Below are 17,353 nucleotides of genomic sequence, written 5' to 3'. Positions count from 1 at the left end.
GTCGTTCTCACAAACAACATAATAACACAAGTGAGCAGTGGGACTTTTTGTTACTTCAAATGTTGCACTTCATCTTACAATTTTTAACTGCCGCTTAATCCTCTCCCTTATCTTATCCCCTAACACGTACCAGCGCTGGGTTGTGTTCTCCAGAAAAAAGTAGTGCCCTACGTACGGAACAAGCAGTACAAGCAGAAGAAATATTGCCGCAAACAGCCACATATCAGGTTTAAAAGACGCGACTGCCACGCATACAAAAAGGGCTATGCCGAAAGCAAGCGTTACCATAAGATGAATTAACCGCTCGCGCTGTATCTGCGCGGTTTTTTCCGCGTGCACCTGCAGTAATTGCTGCCATTTATATTCATCCGTTTCTTCTAACAGCGTTTCTTTTACCGCAGTTTCATGAGCCTTAAAATATTTTGAAATATCCATACGCATAACTCTCCTTATTAATATAATTGGCATTCCTTACCTATTAATGATACAATATAATCATGATAAATGAAAATGAAGGTTTTACAGGACTAGGCATTGCGCCCGGCATTCTTGATATTCTGGCAAAGTTAAAGTTTACGGTACCCACGCCAATACAGCAAAAAGGTATTCCAATAGGCGTTGAAGGCAAGGACATAATAGGAATTGCCCAGACAGGCACCGGCAAAACGCTTGCCTTTGGAATCCCTATGGTTCAAAGGCTTGCCCAGGCAGAAGGCCGCGGGCTTATTGTAGTTCCCACAAGGGAACTTGCCATTCAGGTCAACGAGACCATGATTAAACTTACACCCCCTTTCAAAATGAAAACTGCCGTCTTAATCGGAGGGCAGTCTATGTCCCACCAGATACAAAGCTTAAAAGCGGGCCCACGTATTATCATAGCCACGCCCGGAAGGCTGCTTGACCACATGCAGCAGAAACAGATTAAACTTAATGACGTCCGTATACTTGTGCTGGACGAAGCAGACCGCATGCTTGATATGGGATTCATGCCCCAGATAAACAGGATTCTTAAAGAGGTTCCTAAAGAAAGGCAGACCATGCTTTTTTCCGCGACTATGCCTACGGATATTGTTAAAATAGCTTCCACCAACATGAAACTGCCCGTACGCACGGAGCTTGCCCCGCAGGGCACCACGGCAGAACTTGTATCACAGGAAATCTTTGTGGTACGCGCCGAACTTAAACTTACAATCCTAAATGAAATATTGAAACAGTACACCGGTTCTGTCCTTCTTTTCACCCGCACAAAAAGGGGCGCTACAAAAGTCACCCGCGGATTAAAGAATGCCGGCGTAGGCGCAGCGGAAATACATTCAGACCGTTCCATGGGGCAGCGTAAAGACGCCCTTGACGGTTTCAAATCGGGGCGTTACCGCGTACTTGTCGCAACCGACATTGCCGCGCGAGGAATTGATGTAACCGGAATAGAACTTGTTGTAAACTACGACCTTCCGGACGACCCAAGCAATTATGTTCACCGTATTGGCCGCACAGGAAGGGCCGGACGCAAGGGACATGCCATATCGCTTGCCACGCCTGACCAGGGCAGCGATGTAAGAGGAATTGAAAAAATTATACGCTCTGTAATCCCGCTTTCCACTCATCCCACGGTTAACACGGAAAAATTCAGCGCGTCATCTTCAGCTTCTAATCTGGTTTTTTCCAGCAGCCGCATGAAAAACAGGGGCAAAAAGTCCAAGTACAGATAGTTTTTATCTTACGTTTATATCATCCAGAAGGCAGGCAAGATTCTTTTCAATTTCAATCCGGCATTCCCCAATAATCCTTTTTAATTCCGATGAAAAATAAACAGGTTTTGTTTCAAGCATGCATATAGTGCCAAAAAATTCACCGTCAGGCCATTTAATCGGCAGCCCGTAATACGATATCATGCTGTATTTCATTCCCGGATTTAATTTCCACTGCGGATGCCTGCCCGCGTCATTCACGCTAAGTTCTTTATTTCTGGCAAGCACCGTTTCACAATACAATCCGGAACCAAGCGGCGCTTTTCCTTTTAACTCATACGGATTTTTTTTATTTGTATTTTTAACGAAAATTTCTATCTCTTTATGCCCTACTTTTGTTATAAGCGCAGTGGAAACTTTAAGCCTGAATGCGGCATCATTCAACATATGCATCCATTCTTTTTCAATTTTCTCCGGTATTTTCGGCTTGTCGGGCGACGTGACGGCTATCCTTACTTTCTGGTCAGTTTCAATCATCGTCACATTCGCATACGGCATGATTATATCCTTTTTGTTTTATTATTTTTATCCCTTATATATAAGTATATCCGCCAAATTATATAAAGCAAGGAACAGGGAAAATTAAATTGGTAACAATAAGGTTGGTGCGCCCGGTTGGAATCGAACCAACGCACATGGCTTCGGAGGCCAATGCTCTAATCCACTGAGCTACGGGCGCAAACATTGCTGCTGCATGGCAAAAAATATATGACTGCCTTCTATAACTGAGCTATAACGTTATGCGAGCTTTAAGCGAGCATACAAAAATCAAGGCTTTATCTTCATAACGTTTCTTCAGGCTTTGCCTGAAACGGGCGCAAACATTGCTGCTGCATGGCAAAAAATATATGACTGCCTTCTATAACTGAGCTGAAACATTATTTTCAAAGTATAACACAAACACTCTATTACACGCCATATTTAAGAACAAAATTAATATAGGTTGACGGTTAACCGCTATTTTGTTATATTTTTTATCACGGTTTAAACAGTAATAATTATTAAAATATCAGGCACTTCCTACCTGGTATAATAATTAAATAGTTGAATAGTCGGGGCGTAGCGCAGCTGGCTAGCGCACCTGCCTTGGGAGCAGGGGGTCGCTGGTTCAAATCCAGTCGCCCCGACCATTTAATTTATGATTTTTTGGCACAAATAAAGTGTGCCCGTAGCTCAGTTGGATAGAGCAGCAGCCTTCTAAGCTGCGGGTCGGGGGTTCGAAACCCTCCGGGCACACCAAAATTATCGGGAGTACCTATGAGACAAAAAAAACACCTTCTTTTATTAATTACTTTCATTTCTTTAATACTCCCTTCCTGCGTTACGCTTTCAGAACACTGGTTTTTCTTTCCCGAACAGTACAGCGACCTGCCTGCCGGCGAATTAAAAGGGCTTACAATTGAAGAAATAAGTTTTCAAACCGCAGACGGTATAACTCTGTCAGGCATTAACATTTCAAACCCCGAATCAAAAGATTATCTTATTTATTTTTACGGCAACATGGAAAGTATTAAAGAAGCATCCAAAAAGCTGCTTTTTATGGCTTCAGCGCATAAATTTAACGTGGTCTGTTTTGACTACCGCGGTTACGGAAAAAGCGGCGGCAAACTTTCCTTTGATAACCTGCCGTCAGACGGCCTTGCCATTTATGATTTCACAGTTAAAAGCTATAAAGACAAAATGAACAAACTTTTTATTTTCAGCCAGTCGCTTGGAACCGTTCCCTGCACCGCTGCATGCGCGCAGAGAAAACCCGCGGGAATAGTTATGGAAGCGCCTTTTACAAGCGCGAAAGAAGCGGTGCCTTTAATGACCGAAGGCCTTATATGGCCTTTTAAAGACCTGATAAAACTTAAAGCATCAGATGAACTTCTGACAAAACCCGACCAGCCCATTGATAACATTAAAAAATTCACATCCCCTCTTATGATAATACACGGCGAACAGGATGACTGCTTCCCCATCCGTATCGGGGAAAAACTTTTTAACAGCGCGGGCAGCAAAGAGAAATACTTTATCCGCCTTGAAAATACCAAACACAGCGATGTTGATATTTTCAAGGGCAAAGCTTTTGAAGAGATGTATAATTTTTATAATTCCCATAAAAAATGAGCACTCAGATAAGAAAGATAATCCACGTGGACATGGACGCTTTTTACGCGTCAGTGGAGCAGAGAGATAACCCGTCATTAAAAGGCAGGCCCGTTATTGTGGGCGGACTTCCCGAAGAACGCGGTGTGGTCTGCGCGGCGTCTTATGAAGCCAGAAAATTCGGAATTCATTCCGCCATGGCAATGGTACACGCGGCAAAACTTTGCCCGCAGGCGGTAATAATAAGGCCTAACTTTGAAAAATACCGGAAAGCTTCCGGCCAGATACATGAAATTTTTCATGAATACACGGACATTGTGGAACCCCTGTCGCTGGATGAAGCCTTTCTTGATGTCACGGTTAATAAAAAAAACATGGCAATAGCCACAGAAATAGCAAAAGAAATAAAAGATAAAATAAAAATAAATACCGGCCTTTCGGCGTCCGCGGGTGTCTCTTTCTGCAAATTCCTTGCCAAAGCCGCGTCTGATTATAAAAAACCGGGAGGCCTTACAGTGGTGCCCCCGTCCAAAGCAATCAAATTTATAGATAAACTGCCCATAGGCAATTTTTACGGCGTGGGGAAAGTGACAGAAAAAAAGATGATGTCTTTGGGGATAAAAAACGGCAGGGATTTAAGGGGAAAAACACTTGAATTTCTTGAAGAAAACTTCGGCGGATCAGGTGAATTTTTTTACCACCTGTGCCGCGCCGAAGATGACAGGCCTGTGGAGACAAACTGGGAAAGAAAATCAGTGGGCCGTGAAATTACCCTTCGCGAAGACACCAACAACCCTGAAATTATAAAAAATACCCTGAAAGAATGCGCTAATGATATATGCGGTTACGCGGCGGAAAATAAGATACTTGCAAAAACAGTCACCCTTAAATTAAAATATCACGATTTCAGGTCTATTACACGGTCGCACACGCTGGAAAGTTTTACAAATAATCCCAAAGAAATACTGTCCGTGGCAGTATCGCTTCTGGATAAAACCGATATTGTAAAAGTAAAAGTACGGCTGCTGGGAATATCTGTTTCCAACTTTAAAGAACCATTTATTGTTGATTACAGAAGCGTTGATATTTAAAACCTTAAAAACGGGATAAGCCCTAAAAGCATACCCGTTATAAAAAGCCCGCCTGCAAGTTTATTAAACCAGAATGCCCACACCACATACCAAAGCGGCCAAAGGTCAATATACCCTTCCGGTTTTGTTTCCGGTTTTTTTGTGGCAAGGATATCCAGAAACTTTTTAAACCTGCCCGCGGAAAAAAAACAGATAAGCGTCAACGGAGGTATTATTTTAAAAAATACAAGTATAACAACTGTTACATAAAACATTGCGGAATTAATCCTTGTAAACGTAAGCGCGTTTTTCCAACCCAGCACCACAGGAAGGGTCTTAACCCCTTTCTTGGAGTCTGCTTCAAATTTATCAAGGTGTTTCCCTAAAAGCACGTTCATTACCACAAGGCCGTAAGGAATTGAAGCCAGCCACGCTTTAACAGGCATCTGCCCGGTCATTACAAAATATGTCCCAACTGTTATCAGCGGCCCCCATATTAAAAATATCGCAAACTCTCCCAGCCCCCTGTATTTTAGCTTAAGCGGAGGCGCCACATAAAAAACGCTGATAAGGAAACCCGCGGCCGCAAAAGCCATTGCCTGCCACCCCACGTTAATAAACAGATATACCGCGGCTAAAAATTCAATAAAACTGAAAATCAACACCGTAATAATAAGCTGCTTTTCAGTGATTAACCCCGACGTAATCGGATGTGGCGCGTACTGCGTCCTTGGGTAATCGGGTGTATCAACCCCCTGTTTATAGTCAAAATAATCATTAATCAGGTTGTTTGAAGCGTGCGCCAGGCACAACGTTAATACCACAATTACAAGATACAGCCAGTTTATTTTGCCGTCATACGCCGCAATTATCGCGCCCACAAGCGCCGATGTTATGGTCATTGAAAATACTTCCGCCCGTGTCAGAATAAGCCACTTGCTTATAAAATCCATTTTAGCACCCTTTGGCATATTTCCGGTTTCCAGCACAGTTTTCCAGTTATTCAGCAGTCCCATATTTTATTGCCTCCATAAATTTTAATATTATCCTATTGTATGGATAATATCTGAATTTGTCAAATAATCAGTACGGTGAAACTTAATAAAAAAGCCTTCCTTATGATATATTTTGACTTTTACTTATAGTGACTATATAATGGCTTTTGACTTTAACACAAAGCGTTTAAAGGAGGGTTATATATGTTTCAACATGACAAAATATGGGTTGGAAAAGGCGATGTTCCGGTTTACCTTCTTCCAAAAATGGCCAACAGGCACGGGCTTATAGCCGGCGCCACAGGCACAGGTAAAACAATAACCTTAAAAGTAATGGCGGAATCTTTCAGCGATATGGGAGTACCGGTATTTCTTGCTGATATCAAGGGCGACCTTGCAGGCCTTGCCATAAAAGGCACAGAAAACCCAAAAGTTGAAGAGAGAATAAAAAAACTTAAAATTGACGGTTTTGAATACGCGTCATATCCGGTAAAATTCTGGGACCTGTTCGGCGAAGCAGGCCATCCCGTGCGCACCACAATTTCTGACATGGGCGCAATTCTTCTTTCAAGAATGCTGGGTTTAAACGACACCCAGTCAGGCGTGTTAAGCATTGTTTTCCGCATAGCGGATGACAGGGGCATGCTTCTTTTAGACTTAAAAGACCTGCGCGCCATGATACAGTACGTGGGCGACCACGCTAAAGAATTCACACTTGAATACGGTAATATTTCCGCGCAAAGCGCCGGCGCGATTTTAAGAAACCTTTTAACCCTTGAAGACCAGGGCGGAGCGCACTTTTTCGGCGAGCCCGCGCTTGATATTTTTGACTGGATACAGACCGGAGCCAACGGCCGCGGTTACATTAATATACTTCACAGCGCAAAACTTTATCAGACTCCCGCCCTTTATTCCACTTTCCTTCTGTGGATGCTTTCCGAACTTTTTGAAATTCTTCCCGAAGCAGGCGACCTGGATAAACCTAAAATGGTTTTCTTTTTTGATGAAACGCACCTGCTTTTTGATGACGCGCCAAAAGTGCTGCTTGATAAAATAGAACAGGTGGTAAGGCTTATACGTTCCAAAGCTGTGGGTGTTTACTTTATCACCCAGAACCCGGCTGACCTGCCGCAAAATGTATTGGGCCAGCTTGGCAACCGCGTACAGCACGCCCTGCGCGCTTTTACCCCGGCGGACCAAAAAGCCGTGAAAGCCGCTGCGCAGACTTTCAGGGCCAACCCTAAATTTGACACCCAAACCGCCATAACAGAACTTGGCACCGGCGAAGCCCTTATATCGTGCCTTGACGCGGATGGAAAACCCGGAATTGTGGAGCGGGCTATGGTGCTTCCACCGCAGAGCATGTTTGGCGCCATAGATAATAACGCACGCGCAAAGGTGATTGCCTCTTCCAACATTGCCGGAAAATATGAACGTCAGGTGGACAGGAAATCCGCGTATGAAATGCTGACAGCAAAAATCAAACAGGAACAGTCCGCCGCGCTTGCACAACAGGAAACCCTGGCAAAACAGAAAGAACTTGAAAAGCAGGAAAAAGAAGCGTATAAATCCGCTAAACGCGCGCCAAAAAAAGAAAAAACCTTCTTTGAAAAAGCCGCAAGCTCCGCAGTGACATCAATAGGCCGCGAACTTGGAAGGACGTTAATAAGGGGAGTTTTAGGGTCTTTAAAGAGGTAATTTTTGACGCTTAAATGCTTAGACGCTTAGTAATCAACCCGGTAATTACGGTAATATGGATTTGTATTCTATCGTAGAGGCGCAATATATTGCGCCTCATTTTTAAACCGAACAACTAAAACAAAACCGAGACGCACCATGGTGCGTCTCTACATTATAAATAAAAATTACTTTCTACCCAGCACCGCGATACTTTCAATGTGCCTTGTCTGGGGGAACATGTCAAATATGGCAAGTTTTTTCATTTCATAAGTATCCTTTAACGCCACAAGGTCCTGCGCCAGCTGTTTTGGGTTGCAGGATACGTATATCATCTTTTCCGGAAGCACTTTGTTTATAAATTTAACCGTATTCTTATGCAGCCCCGCCCTTGGCGGGTCAAGCACAAAAAGGTTTCTTTTGCCGGTATAACGCGGCGTAAAAGAGTCAAGATTCATGGCGTCACAGCAATATGCCGCGGCATTAGGAGTTTTATTTTCGGTAATATTTTTTACCGCGCACTCTATGCCGCTTACGCTGTTATCTATAATCAATACTTCCTTTGCTTTGTCATGCATAAAAACCCCAAAAGTACCCACCCCTCCGAATAAATCCGTAAGCGTGTCATACTCTTCTCCGGCTTCCGCGGCGCAGTACTGCATCATGTCGCAGGTAACAGCCGGATTATTCTGGAAAAAACCCTGGGAGTGGTAATAATACTTTCTGCCGCACAGGTTTTCGGCAAGGATAGCGGAGCCTTTAATAACCACGGCGTTTTCATCAACACTCTGGTCGCTGTTAAATTTGCAGTACCCCACAAGCACATTGGGCACGTCATATTCGGCCGCAAACTGTTTTATAAGCTCCAGGTGTTCTTCTTTTTTATCGCTGTCAGAGTTTAATATAAAGGTTACAGATGATTCTTTTAGGTAAAGGGCGCTTCTTGTGGTGGAGTATCTTAAAGTGCCTTTTCTTGATTTGGTATTAAACACGTCTATCTTTTCTTTATTCTTGTTGAACCACTCTATAACCATTGCCAGCGCCGAATTAAGCCCCGGGTTTGATATGGCGCATTCGCTGAAATTTACCATGCTATAGAATTTTCCGCGGCGCCTTAAAGCCGGCCCGTCGGGCGAAATACAAAAATCCATCCTGTTTCTGTACCCATAACCTGATTTAAAATACACAGGAGTGTCTTCAGGCGCGGGCAGGTGATTGGCATTTAAGATATCCAGCACTTCCCTTTTTTTGGTTTCCATCTGAATTTCATATTTCATATCCTGGTGCGAACATCCGCCGCATTTACCAAACACCGGGCACTTTACGATACTTTCAATCATTATAATTATCCTTTTATTTTAGAATTTATTATCCCCGTCAAGAATTCTTCCAAGCCCGCCTAAAATAGAGCCTTCCCCACGTGAACCGCCTGTCTGCGGCATTGCCTTGTATATCCTGTCAGCCAGCCTTGAAAAAGGCAGCGACTGCAGAAATATCTTGCCCGGCCCGGTAAGATTTACAAAAAAAAGGCCTTCGCCGCCAAAAAACGCGGTTTTTAAATCCGCGTTGAATTCAATATTGTATTCAACATTTTCTTCAAACGCGACAAGGCATCCCGTATCCACCCTTAACTTTTCGCCTTTTTCAAGTTCCATTTCATGGACAGTACCGCCGGCATGTATAAAAACAAGCCCGTCTCCGGATATTTTCTGAAGTATGAAACCTTCGCCGCCAAACAGCCCGGCGCCGAATTTTTTGGTAAACGCTATATCAATGTCAGCCCCTTTTGCCGCGCATAAAAATGAATCCTTCTGGCACAACAGCGTACCGAAAACTTTTAAATCCACGGGAATTATCTTTCCGGGATACGGCGCTGCAAATGCCACGCGGGATTTTTTAGAGCTTTCATTTTTGTATTCCACCAGAAACATGGACTCTCCGGTAAGCATGCGTTTGCCGACTTTGAATATTTTATCCACAACACCGCCTTCTTTTTCCGAAAAAACAGCTTCCATTTTCATGCCTTCCATCATATACATCATGGCGCCGGCTTCTGAAATAACCGCTTCCTTTGGGTCAAGTTCCACTTCCACAAACTGCATATCATCGCCAAAAATCTGATAATCTATTTCGTGTGCCATTTAATCACCCCTCCTGTAATTTTTTATCTATCCGGGCGGCCAGCCAAAAACCCTTCCGCCAAGCACGTGAAGGTGCAGATGAAAAACAGTCTGCCCCGCGTCTTTATTCACATTAAAAACAGCCCTGTACCCATTGTCCGCTGTTTTTTCCTGTTTTGCAATTTTTCCCGCCACATACAGCATATGCCCTGCAATCGCTTCATCTTTCTCTTCAAGGTCATTAATGGTGGCAATGTGTTTTTTGGGGACTACAAGCACGTGCAGCGGCGCCTGCGGATTTAAATCCCTAAAAGCAAGCACAGTGTCATCTTCATACACTACTTCTGATTTAATCTCTTTTCTTGCTATTTTACAAAATATGCAGTCCTGCATTATTCCCTCCGTTTATTTGCCGGTAATCTCCCCGCGCGCAATGCCATTTTCAGCGGATACTATTTTAACTTTTACAATCTCATTAACATAATCTTTTGCGCCTTCTATTTTTACCCTGATATAATTATCCGTGTACCCAAAATAAAAACCGCCTTTGTCTCCGGATTCCACAAGCAGCTCCAGCACTTTGCCAATATATGATTCCGCGAATGCCGCTTCTTTCTGCGCGGCTGTCAATGACAGTTCCTTTGCCCTTTTCTTTTTAATTTCATCGCTTACTTTGCCGGGCATTTTAAAAGCCTGTGTGTCAGGCCTGTCAGAATACGGAAATACATGCACCCTGGTAAAAGGCATTGACTTTAAAAAAGCCGCCGTTTCCGCGTGGTCTTCATCTGTTTCCCCCGGAAAACCCGCGATAATATCCGTGGTAATACCGGCGTCCGGCATTGCCTTAAGTATTTTATTTACTTTTTCGCGGTAAAACGCGGTATCATACCGCCTGTTCATGGCCTTTAATATCCTGTCACATCCGCTCTGCATTGACATATGAAAATGGCGGCATAAAAAATTACCGCTTTCAGCGGCAAATTTTATTATTTCATCGCTAAGTTCCACAGGCCCTATGGAACTTAAACGTATCCGCAGGGGTAATTTAAGATTTTTAATTTTCTCCAGCAGCCCGCACAGCGCGCCGGCTTCATTTCTGTCCGAGCCATACCTGCCCAGATTAATTCCCGTCAGAATTATTTCCCTGTAGCCGGCCTTAGACAACGCTTTAATCTCATTTATAATTTCCCCTTCATCCCTGCTTACAGGTTTGCCTCCCCTTACATATGGAATTTCGCAGTACGCGCAGAATCTGTCGCACCCGTCTTCCACTTTTACAAACGCCTTATTCTTTTCGGAAAAGGTCTCAATAAAAAAAGACGGCGCTTTTACGCCTGAAGATTTTAATTCTTCCGGGTAATGCGCCATGTCATATTTGCCGCTGTTTGGCACAAACCAGTCCACATTTACCGCAATATCTTCAGGGCACTTTCTGGCGGCAATACATCCGGTAAGAAGTATCTTCTTACCGGACGCTTTTAATTTTCTTAACTGCCTTGCCGTATCGCGGTCTATCTTATCCGTGACCGTGCAGGTATTAACAATATACACGTCCGGGTCCGGGCTTTCTTCGTTCCCGGCTGCCAGAAGTTCTTTTTTTATCCTTTCGGTGTCATACTGATTTACTTTACAGCCGTATGTGATAAAACCTATCTTCACTTTATAAAGACCGTTTCCGGTATGTCAAACGCCCTCATTTCATTTGCCAGCGCGGATGTCTCAACGGTAAGCGGCAGCCCTGTCCTTGAAAGGAAACTTTTCTTAAGCCTGCTTTCAAAAACTTTTCTCTTTTCAGCGTCAACTACCGCAAGAATGCTTCCGTCCGTGCCAAGGTTCATCATCCTGACCGCTTTCACACCGTCAGTATCCGCCAGCATGTCCAGAAGTATTTCGCTTTCTTCCTCCACTATTTCCAGCCTTGCCTTCATGTTCTTGTGGGATTCATTCATTATGTCAATAAGCGCGGTTGAATTTCCCGCAAGTATGGCTTTCTTTGCTTCTGCCACCCTTTCATTTTCCGAAATAAAATACGCGCAGCGTTTTCTCTGTATTATAGAAAGCTTGCTCCTGTAATCATCAAATTCTTCCAGGGTTATTTCGTCAAGAGTATCAAGACGCGCGCCGTTTTTCCTCATGATTTCTATGGACTCAGCCACATCCGCCATAATCTGTTTTTTCTTTGCCTCAATTGTTTTTTTCTTTACACCCGAACTTAACACCATAAATAAATGCCCTTTGATGCCAAAAGGCAGCGTTTCAACCGCCGCAGCTTTAATATCAAAATAGGTCAGGTGCCCCGGCCTTCCGCCGATAGACGGTATAAACTTAACCGTATTCTTGTCCCTGCCCAGATAGTTTACTTCGCCCTGCGCGCAAATTTCCGCTATTTCCAGCGCTGACATCTGCCAGTCGGAAAGTTTTCCCGCGATAACAGCCGCTCCGGTTTCAAGCGCTTCCATATGGTTTGACTGAAAAGTATCCGGAATGTCATTATCTATGTACAGGTTCATTCCCGGCACCTTTTTAGACATGCTTTCAAGCATAAAAAGGGTGCTTGCGATATAATTTGCCCAGCCATTATCCTGCTTGGACTGCGCGTCATTTAACATCACCCTGATATTTTCATCATACTTTTTGGAATAAAGATTTACGCTTCTGTCGTTTTCCCTTCTTCTCTGCGCCATCATTATAGCGCTTTTATCAAGGTTTCCGGACAGGACTTTTCCCCTGTTAAATTCATTTGTTTCCCCAAGGATGCCTATGCTTCCCGGCACAATTACCCCTGTTATTTTTTCTTTCTTTAAATCAAACCTTCCCGCGGCAAAAAAATCTTTTGCCTTTTTTAAAAGCTCTTCCTCTGTCATCCTGATTCTCCTTATATTTTTATTTTTCCTATGTAATCTTTTAACGGTTTGTCCTGAAGTGTTTCCGCAATAACTTCTTCAAGGGTGGTCCTGCCTTCTTTCATAAGCCTTATCGCGGATTCCCTGATTGTAAACATTCCCTGATTCCACGCTTCCCTTTTCAGGTCGTTTAATGTGCCTTTTTTAAAAATAATTTCCCTTATGCCCATATTCACGGGCATTACTTCATAAGCGGCCATCCTGCCTTTATATCCGGTGTAATGGCACACAGGGCACCCTTTGCCTTCAAAAAAAGTTCCGCCTTCAAGTATTTCAGGCGGTATGCCGCTTCTTTTGGCCTTCACCAGGTCAACTTCTTTAATTGGTTCTTTGCAGTTTTCGCACACCCTTCTGACAAGTTTCTGAGCCAGAACCGTTACCACCGATGACCCCACATAAATAGGGTCTATATTCATGTCAATTAACCTTGTAATTGTAGCCGGCGCGTCATTTGTATGTAATGTTGACAATACAAGATGGCCCGTTAACGCGGCCTTGACTGATATTGAAGCCGTTTCGTTATCGCGTATTTCACCGACAAGTATTATATCAGGGTCCTGCCTTAAAAACGACCTTAACACATTGGCAAAAGAAAGCCCTGCCACGGGATTTACCTGAACCTGTATTATATGCGGAAGCCTGTATTCCACCGGATCTTCCGCCGTCATGATATTCATATGAGGGTCGTTGATATGCGATATCATTGAATACAGCGTGGTGGATTTTCCGGAACCCGTCGGGCCCGTTATAAGTATCATGCCGTAAGGCGCGTCCAGCCCTTTTTCAATTCCTGAAAACTGTTTTTCTGACAGGCCAAGTTTTGTCAGGTCAAGATTCTGCGCTTCCGAATACAGAAGCCTCATGACTATATTTTCGCCCCACAGGCACGGAAGCGTTGCAACACGAAGGTCAATTGATTTATTTCCTCCGGGAATTTTATACGCTATCCTGCCGTCCTGAGGAAGCCTTTTTTCTATGATGTTTAACCCCGCCATCAGTTTAAGCCTGGATGTCAGAGCCCTTTTAAACTGCACTTTTGGCGGCGGCATTTCCACAAGCGCGCCGTCTATCCTGAAACGCAGAACTATTTTCTTTTCATAAGGGTTAATGTGAATATCAGAAGCTTTTTTATTTACCGCGTCTTCTATTATATAGTTTACGTATTTTACAACAGGGCTGTCATTGCCTTCAATGTCGCCTTCTTCACCCTCGTCATCTTTCGGCTTTTTATCCTCAAGAAATTCAATTTCCATATTTTCAGACGAGAATTCAAGTTCTTTCATTGTTTCATCCAGGGCGTTGCCTATCGGATAATACTTATCAATCGCGTCATTAAGCGAAGTCTGCGTGGTCACCACAAAACTAAGTTCAAGTTCCTGCCCGCCCTTAATGTCATATTTTAAATTCATGGTCAGCGACGGGTCCATCGGGTTTGCCGTGGCAAATATTATTTTACCCGGTTTTTTTTCAATGGGAAGCAGTTTATATTTTCTGGCTATATCAGGCGTCATTACCTTTATAACTTCTTCTTCTATATGTATGGCGCTTACATCCACAAACTTAACGCCAAACTGCATGGCAAGAAAATGATACAGCACGTCTTCCGTTATAAAGCCCAGTTTGACAAGAATAAAACCAAGCGAATCGCTTGTCTTTGACTGTTCTTCAACGGCTTTTTCAAGCTGTTCTTCCGTTACCATTCCCTCTTCTAAAAGTATCTGTCCAAGCTTTTTAGCTTCGTACAATGCATGCTCCTGAAAGTTTATTGTACTTAATCCGCTGATGTTGCCATTATTACCTCTTCAATTGATGTAATCCCGTTTCTCCATTTTTCAAGGGCAACCTGCCTTAACGTCCTCATTCCGTCTTTCTGCGCCTGGGCTGTCAGCGCGTTTAAATCAGCGCCCGCGTATATAAGGTCGGCAAGTTCGCCTGTCATTCCCATTATTTCATAAATAGCCACCCTGCCTTTGTATCCGGAACCGTTGCACTTGGGGCAGCCTTCTCCTTTGTAAAGCGTAATACCTTCAACTTCCTGCCTTTTTACAAGTATCCTCTGCAGTTCATCATCAGTGGGCGAATACTCTTTTTTACAGTTTGAACATATCCTTCTCATAAGCCTCTGTGCCACAACCATCTTTAACGCGGATCCCACATAAATGCGGTCAATACCCATGTCTATAAGCCTCATTATCGTGGAAGGCGAATCATTTGTGTGAAGCGTGGAAAATAAAAGATGGCCCGTAAGCGCGGCGCTTATTGCAATGCCGGCAGTTTCCGCGTCGCGGATTTCCCCGACCATCATTATGTTCGGATCCTGCCTTAAGCACGACTTTAATGCCGCGGCAAAAGTAAGCCCTATTTCGCTGTTCATCTGCACCTGTATAATGCCCGGAAGCTGATATTCAACCGGGTCTTCAAGGGTGATGATATTCTTTTTTATGTCATTTACCGTTGATAAAGCGGAATAAAGAGTCGTGGTTTTACCGGAACCCGTAGGCCCCGTGTGAAGTATAAGCCCATATGGAAGCGTAATGGATTCCTGATAAAGGTCAAGTTCCTGCTGTTCAAACCCCAGTTTTGTAAGGTCAAGCATAAGGTTCTGCTGGTCTAAAATACGCATTACAACGTTTTCCCCGTGTATGGAAGGCAGCACCGAAACACGAAGGTCAATAATTTTATTCTGCACTTTAATTTTTATCCTGCCGTCCTGCGCGGCCCTTTTTTCCATGATATCAAGCCTTGCCATAACTTTCAGCCTGGACACTATGGCGTTTTTATAATGATTAGGCGGGGTGGGCTGTTTCTGCAGTACGCCGTCCTGCCTGTACCTGATAACAGTCCCCTTTGCCGTGGGGTTAATGTGTATGTCCGAAGCTTTAATTTTTACGGCTTCGCTGATAATCGCGTTTACAAGTTTTATAACAGGCGCGGATTCTTCCGTTACAGAAGCGTCATCCTTTCCCGATGTATCTTCTTCCTGGGGCGCCTCTTCATCCTTAAACATTGACTGCAGCCCTTCATCCATGTCAGATTTTGGCGTCACGCCATAAACAAGCGAAAGGCATGACTTAATGGCGCTTTCGCTTGTAATAACAAATTTAATTTCCTTATCCAGCGGAATCGCGGAACGTTCTCTTATTTTGGTTACAAGGTGCTCGTCAGGTTCGGATGTGGCAAAGTAAATTTTATTGCCCTTTTCTTCATATGGAAGGATGGAGTATTTCTCGGCGGTATCTCTTGAAATAACTTTCAGCAGTTCAGGCGGGATATCATGCCCTATAAGGTCCACATATTCAACACCAAACTGGATGGCAAGAAAATAATACAGCGCCTCTTCGGTAATAAAACCCATTCTGACAAGGATACGTCCCAGGGGCTCCCCTGATTTCTGCTGGTCTTCAAGGGCCCGCTTTATCTGATCTTCTGTGATAAGGTTCTCTTCAAGAAGCAAGTCCCCAAGCCTTTTTGCCATTTAGTCTCCTTGTTATCTGGCCTTCCCATAACGCGCGTTCATCTGCGAATCAAATCTCATATAAAAAATCTCTTTTCTTCTTATCACGTGAAAAAAGAACTCCGGATTTTGGCGTTCGCCGGACTCTTTAAAAGCCACTTTGCCCGTGGCGCCGTCATATGATACGGCTTTAAGAAAACCGTTTACGTCAGCATGCCCAAACTTGCCCGCTTTTGCGGCAAGCGCCGCCATATTTATCGCGTCATACGCGTGCGGCAGTTTAACATCCGCTTTTATGCCGTATTTTTTTTCATACGCCGCCAAAAACGGCCTTAATTTTTTTATGCCATAAGGGCTGTTTCTGGCGGTATTTATAAATTCGCACCCGTCAGAAGCTTCTTTTGTCTGTTTGATAAATTTCCTGTCAAAAATAAAATTAGGGCCCGTGAAAACCGCTCCGGTATTTTTCTCAAAACTCTGCCTGCAAAAATTTATGGCTTCATCCTGATTACCGATAAAATATACGGTCTTAATCTTAATTTCCCTTATCCTCTGGATTACATTTGTAAAATCATAACCCGGTTCAAAAGCCCTGATATACGTTGCATCCACGTTGTTTCTTTTGGAAGCGTCTGCGTAAGCCTGCGCCATTTTTTCATACTCTTCATTTCCCGACTGATATAAAACAGCGGCTTTCATGCGGTCAAAGAGCGCGGGTGCTATCCTTGCCATTATAGCCGCGGATTCAGCGTTGGAAGCCGTCATCCTGTATGTGTTTCCTTTTCCGGTAAAAGAAGAGTAATCTTCGCATATTGAAATAAGCGGTATTTCTTTGACTGAATTTACCAGTTCCGCGTCATTAGCGGAAAAACAGCCTATTACAGCCGAAATTTCTTCGTCTGAATTTATTTTATCCTTTGCGCCCGGGTCTGTTTCATTAAAGAAAACCGGCATAAGTTCGTAAGTGCCGTCAGCCGGGGTCAGTTCCGCGCACAGTATTTCCGCGGCTTTGTAAGCCGCATCAACGGACGCGTTAGCCGTGTTGCCGTATATACCTATTTTTATGGTCTCTTTCGCGGACACGTTTATGTATAAAACGGCAAAAAACAAAAGCATTAAAAAAGCTTTTTTCAACTCACAGTACCTCCGGCGTTAATCTGAAATATCATTATAACAGCACGCCATTTCTTGTCAAGTGGCGGCGCTTATCTGTCAACGCAAAATAGAAGTGTCCTATTTTCTGCAAAATAGAAATGTCCGCTTTTCAAAGTACAGCCTGCCAAGAATCCCCGGTT

General features: G+C 43.7%; 15 protein-coding genes and 3 tRNA genes. 6 read left to right on the top strand and 12 right to left on the bottom strand.

The genetic code is table 11. The features are described from left to right. Window positions 1-69 precede the first annotated feature (69 nt). Window positions 70-435: a hypothetical protein gene (locus tag JXR81_09325; GenBank protein MBN2755041.1), complete on the bottom strand. Its 366-nt coding sequence runs from the start codon at window positions 433-435 to the stop codon at window positions 70-72. Window positions 436-497: 62 nt separating this feature from the next. On the opposite strand from JXR81_09325, the gene JXR81_09320 reads away from it, so the two are divergent. Beyond that, window positions 498-1,709 (top strand): DEAD/DEAH box helicase, encoded by a 1,212-nt coding sequence (locus JXR81_09320; protein MBN2755040.1) that lies wholly within the window; start codon window positions 498-500, stop codon window positions 1,707-1,709. Between the two features lie 3 nt (window positions 1,710-1,712). Here JXR81_09320 and JXR81_09315 read toward each other — a convergent pair whose 3' ends face one another. Then, on the bottom strand, window positions 1,713-2,246 hold the full coding sequence (locus JXR81_09315; GenBank protein MBN2755039.1) for a GAF domain-containing protein: 534 nt from the start codon (window positions 2,244-2,246) through the stop codon (window positions 1,713-1,715). 105 nt (window positions 2,247-2,351) lie between these two features. Then, window positions 2,352-2,427: transfer RNA gene (locus tag JXR81_09310), tRNA-Arg, on the bottom strand. A gap of 374 nt (window positions 2,428-2,801) precedes the next feature. Here JXR81_09310 and JXR81_09305 point away from each other — a divergent pair. The 4 genes from JXR81_09305 (at window position 2,802) to dinB (ending at window position 4,930) form a co-directional block, all read left to right on the top strand. After that, window positions 2,802-2,878: transfer RNA gene (locus JXR81_09305), tRNA-Pro, on the top strand. A gap of 32 nt (window positions 2,879-2,910) precedes the next feature. Next, window positions 2,911-2,987: transfer RNA gene (locus tag JXR81_09300), tRNA-Arg, on the top strand. A gap of 18 nt (window positions 2,988-3,005) precedes the next feature. Continuing rightward, window positions 3,006-3,860 (top strand): alpha/beta hydrolase, encoded by an 855-nt coding sequence (locus JXR81_09295; GenBank protein ID MBN2755038.1) that lies wholly within the window; start codon window positions 3,006-3,008, stop codon window positions 3,858-3,860. Continuing rightward, window positions 3,857-4,930 carry a DNA polymerase IV gene (gene dinB / locus JXR81_09290; protein ID MBN2755037.1) on the top strand — a complete coding sequence of 358 codons (1,074 nt, stop codon included), beginning with the start codon at window positions 3,857-3,859 and terminating at the stop codon, window positions 4,928-4,930. The genes JXR81_09295 and dinB overlap by 4 nt, the downstream gene beginning before the upstream one ends. On the opposite strand, the gene JXR81_09285 is transcribed toward dinB, so the two are convergent. Next, window positions 4,927-5,925, bottom strand: a complete 999-nt coding sequence (locus JXR81_09285; protein ID MBN2755036.1) for a prenyltransferase — start codon at window positions 5,923-5,925, stop codon at window positions 4,927-4,929. The two genes, dinB and JXR81_09285, sit on opposite strands and share 4 nt — an antisense overlap. 183 nt (window positions 5,926-6,108) lie before the next feature. Between JXR81_09285 and JXR81_09280 the strand changes: the two genes are divergently transcribed. Beyond that, on the top strand, window positions 6,109-7,602 hold the full coding sequence (locus JXR81_09280; GenBank protein ID MBN2755035.1) for a DUF853 domain-containing protein: 1,494 nt from the start codon (window positions 6,109-6,111) through the stop codon (window positions 7,600-7,602). Between the two features lie 167 nt (window positions 7,603-7,769). Here the strand turns inward: JXR81_09280 and rlmD are convergent, their stop codons facing one another. Genes rlmD through JXR81_09240 form a run of 8 tightly spaced genes read right to left on the bottom strand, consistent with a single transcriptional unit; the run spans window position 7,770 to window position 17,192 of the window. Continuing rightward, window positions 7,770-8,921, bottom strand: a complete 1,152-nt coding sequence (gene rlmD, locus JXR81_09275) for a 23S rRNA (uracil(1939)-C(5))-methyltransferase RlmD (protein ID MBN2755034.1) — start codon at window positions 8,919-8,921, stop codon at window positions 7,770-7,772. A gap of 18 nt (window positions 8,922-8,939) precedes the next feature. Further along, a complete protein-coding gene (locus JXR81_09270) occupies window positions 8,940-9,722 on the bottom strand; it encodes a TIGR00266 family protein (GenBank protein MBN2755033.1) in 783 nt (260 codons plus the stop codon). A gap of 27 nt (window positions 9,723-9,749) precedes the next feature. Then, the gene (locus JXR81_09265; protein ID MBN2755032.1) at window positions 9,750-10,094 is read right to left on the bottom strand and encodes a histidine triad nucleotide-binding protein; all 345 of its coding nucleotides are present in this window, start codon (window positions 10,092-10,094) and stop codon (window positions 9,750-9,752) included. Between the two features lie 12 nt (window positions 10,095-10,106). Beyond that, window positions 10,107-11,360, bottom strand: a complete 1,254-nt coding sequence (mtaB, locus tag JXR81_09260; protein MBN2755031.1) for a tRNA (N(6)-L-threonylcarbamoyladenosine(37)-C(2))-methylthiotransferase MtaB — start codon at window positions 11,358-11,360, stop codon at window positions 10,107-10,109. Next, window positions 11,357-12,565: a hypothetical protein gene (locus JXR81_09255; GenBank protein MBN2755030.1), complete on the bottom strand. Its 1,209-nt coding sequence runs from the start codon at window positions 12,563-12,565 to the stop codon at window positions 11,357-11,359. Before JXR81_09255 ends, mtaB begins: the two co-directional genes overlap by 4 nt. Window positions 12,566-12,576: 11 nt before the next feature. Continuing rightward, complete coding sequence (gene tadA / locus JXR81_09250; protein MBN2755029.1) at window positions 12,577-14,349, bottom strand: Flp pilus assembly complex ATPase component TadA; 1,773 nt, start codon at window positions 14,347-14,349, stop codon at window positions 12,577-12,579. 26 nt (window positions 14,350-14,375) lie between these two features. Beyond that, window positions 14,376-16,079: a Flp pilus assembly complex ATPase component TadA gene (tadA, locus tag JXR81_09245; GenBank protein MBN2755028.1), complete on the bottom strand. Its 1,704-nt coding sequence runs from the start codon at window positions 16,077-16,079 to the stop codon at window positions 14,376-14,378. 12 nt (window positions 16,080-16,091) lie between these two features. Next, window positions 16,092-17,192, bottom strand: coding sequence for an ABC transporter substrate-binding protein (locus JXR81_09240; GenBank protein MBN2755027.1), 1,101 nt, complete (start codon window positions 17,190-17,192; stop codon window positions 16,092-16,094). Window positions 17,193-17,353: the final 161 nt, after the last annotated feature.

The organism is Candidatus Goldiibacteriota bacterium, from assembly GCA_016937715.1.
GTDB lineage: Bacteria > Oederibacteriota > PGYV01 > PGYV01 > PGYV01 > PGYV01.
This window is presented reverse-complemented; position numbering and strand designations above follow the sequence as displayed.

Excerpts from the sequence above, each read along its gene's own strand:
- JXR81_09325 (MBN2755041.1), bottom strand. The coding sequence starts at position 435 with ATGGATATTTCAAAATATTTTAAGGCTCATGAAACTGCGGTAAAAGAA.
- JXR81_09320 (MBN2755040.1), top strand. The coding sequence starts at position 498 with ATGATAAATGAAAATGAAGGTTTTACAGGACTAGGCATTGCGCCCGGC.
- JXR81_09315 (MBN2755039.1), bottom strand. The coding sequence starts at position 2,246 with ATGCCGTATGCGAATGTGACGATGATTGAAACTGACCAGAAAGTAAGG.
- JXR81_09295 (MBN2755038.1), top strand. The coding sequence starts at position 3,006 with ATGAGACAAAAAAAACACCTTCTTTTATTAATTACTTTCATTTCTTTA.
- dinB (MBN2755037.1), top strand. The coding sequence starts at position 3,857 with ATGAGCACTCAGATAAGAAAGATAATCCACGTGGACATGGACGCTTTT.
- JXR81_09285 (MBN2755036.1), bottom strand. The coding sequence starts at position 5,925 with ATGGGACTGCTGAATAACTGGAAAACTGTGCTGGAAACCGGAAATATG.
- JXR81_09280 (MBN2755035.1), top strand. The coding sequence starts at position 6,109 with ATGTTTCAACATGACAAAATATGGGTTGGAAAAGGCGATGTTCCGGTT.
- rlmD (MBN2755034.1), bottom strand. The coding sequence starts at position 8,921 with ATGATTGAAAGTATCGTAAAGTGCCCGGTGTTTGGTAAATGCGGCGGA.
- JXR81_09270 (MBN2755033.1), bottom strand. The coding sequence starts at position 9,722 with ATGGCACACGAAATAGATTATCAGATTTTTGGCGATGATATGCAGTTT.
- JXR81_09265 (MBN2755032.1), bottom strand. The coding sequence starts at position 10,094 with ATGCAGGACTGCATATTTTGTAAAATAGCAAGAAAAGAGATTAAATCA.
- JXR81_09255 (MBN2755030.1), bottom strand. The coding sequence starts at position 12,565 with ATGACAGAGGAAGAGCTTTTAAAAAAGGCAAAAGATTTTTTTGCCGCG.
- tadA (MBN2755028.1), bottom strand. The coding sequence starts at position 16,079 with ATGGCAAAAAGGCTTGGGGACTTGCTTCTTGAAGAGAACCTTATCACA.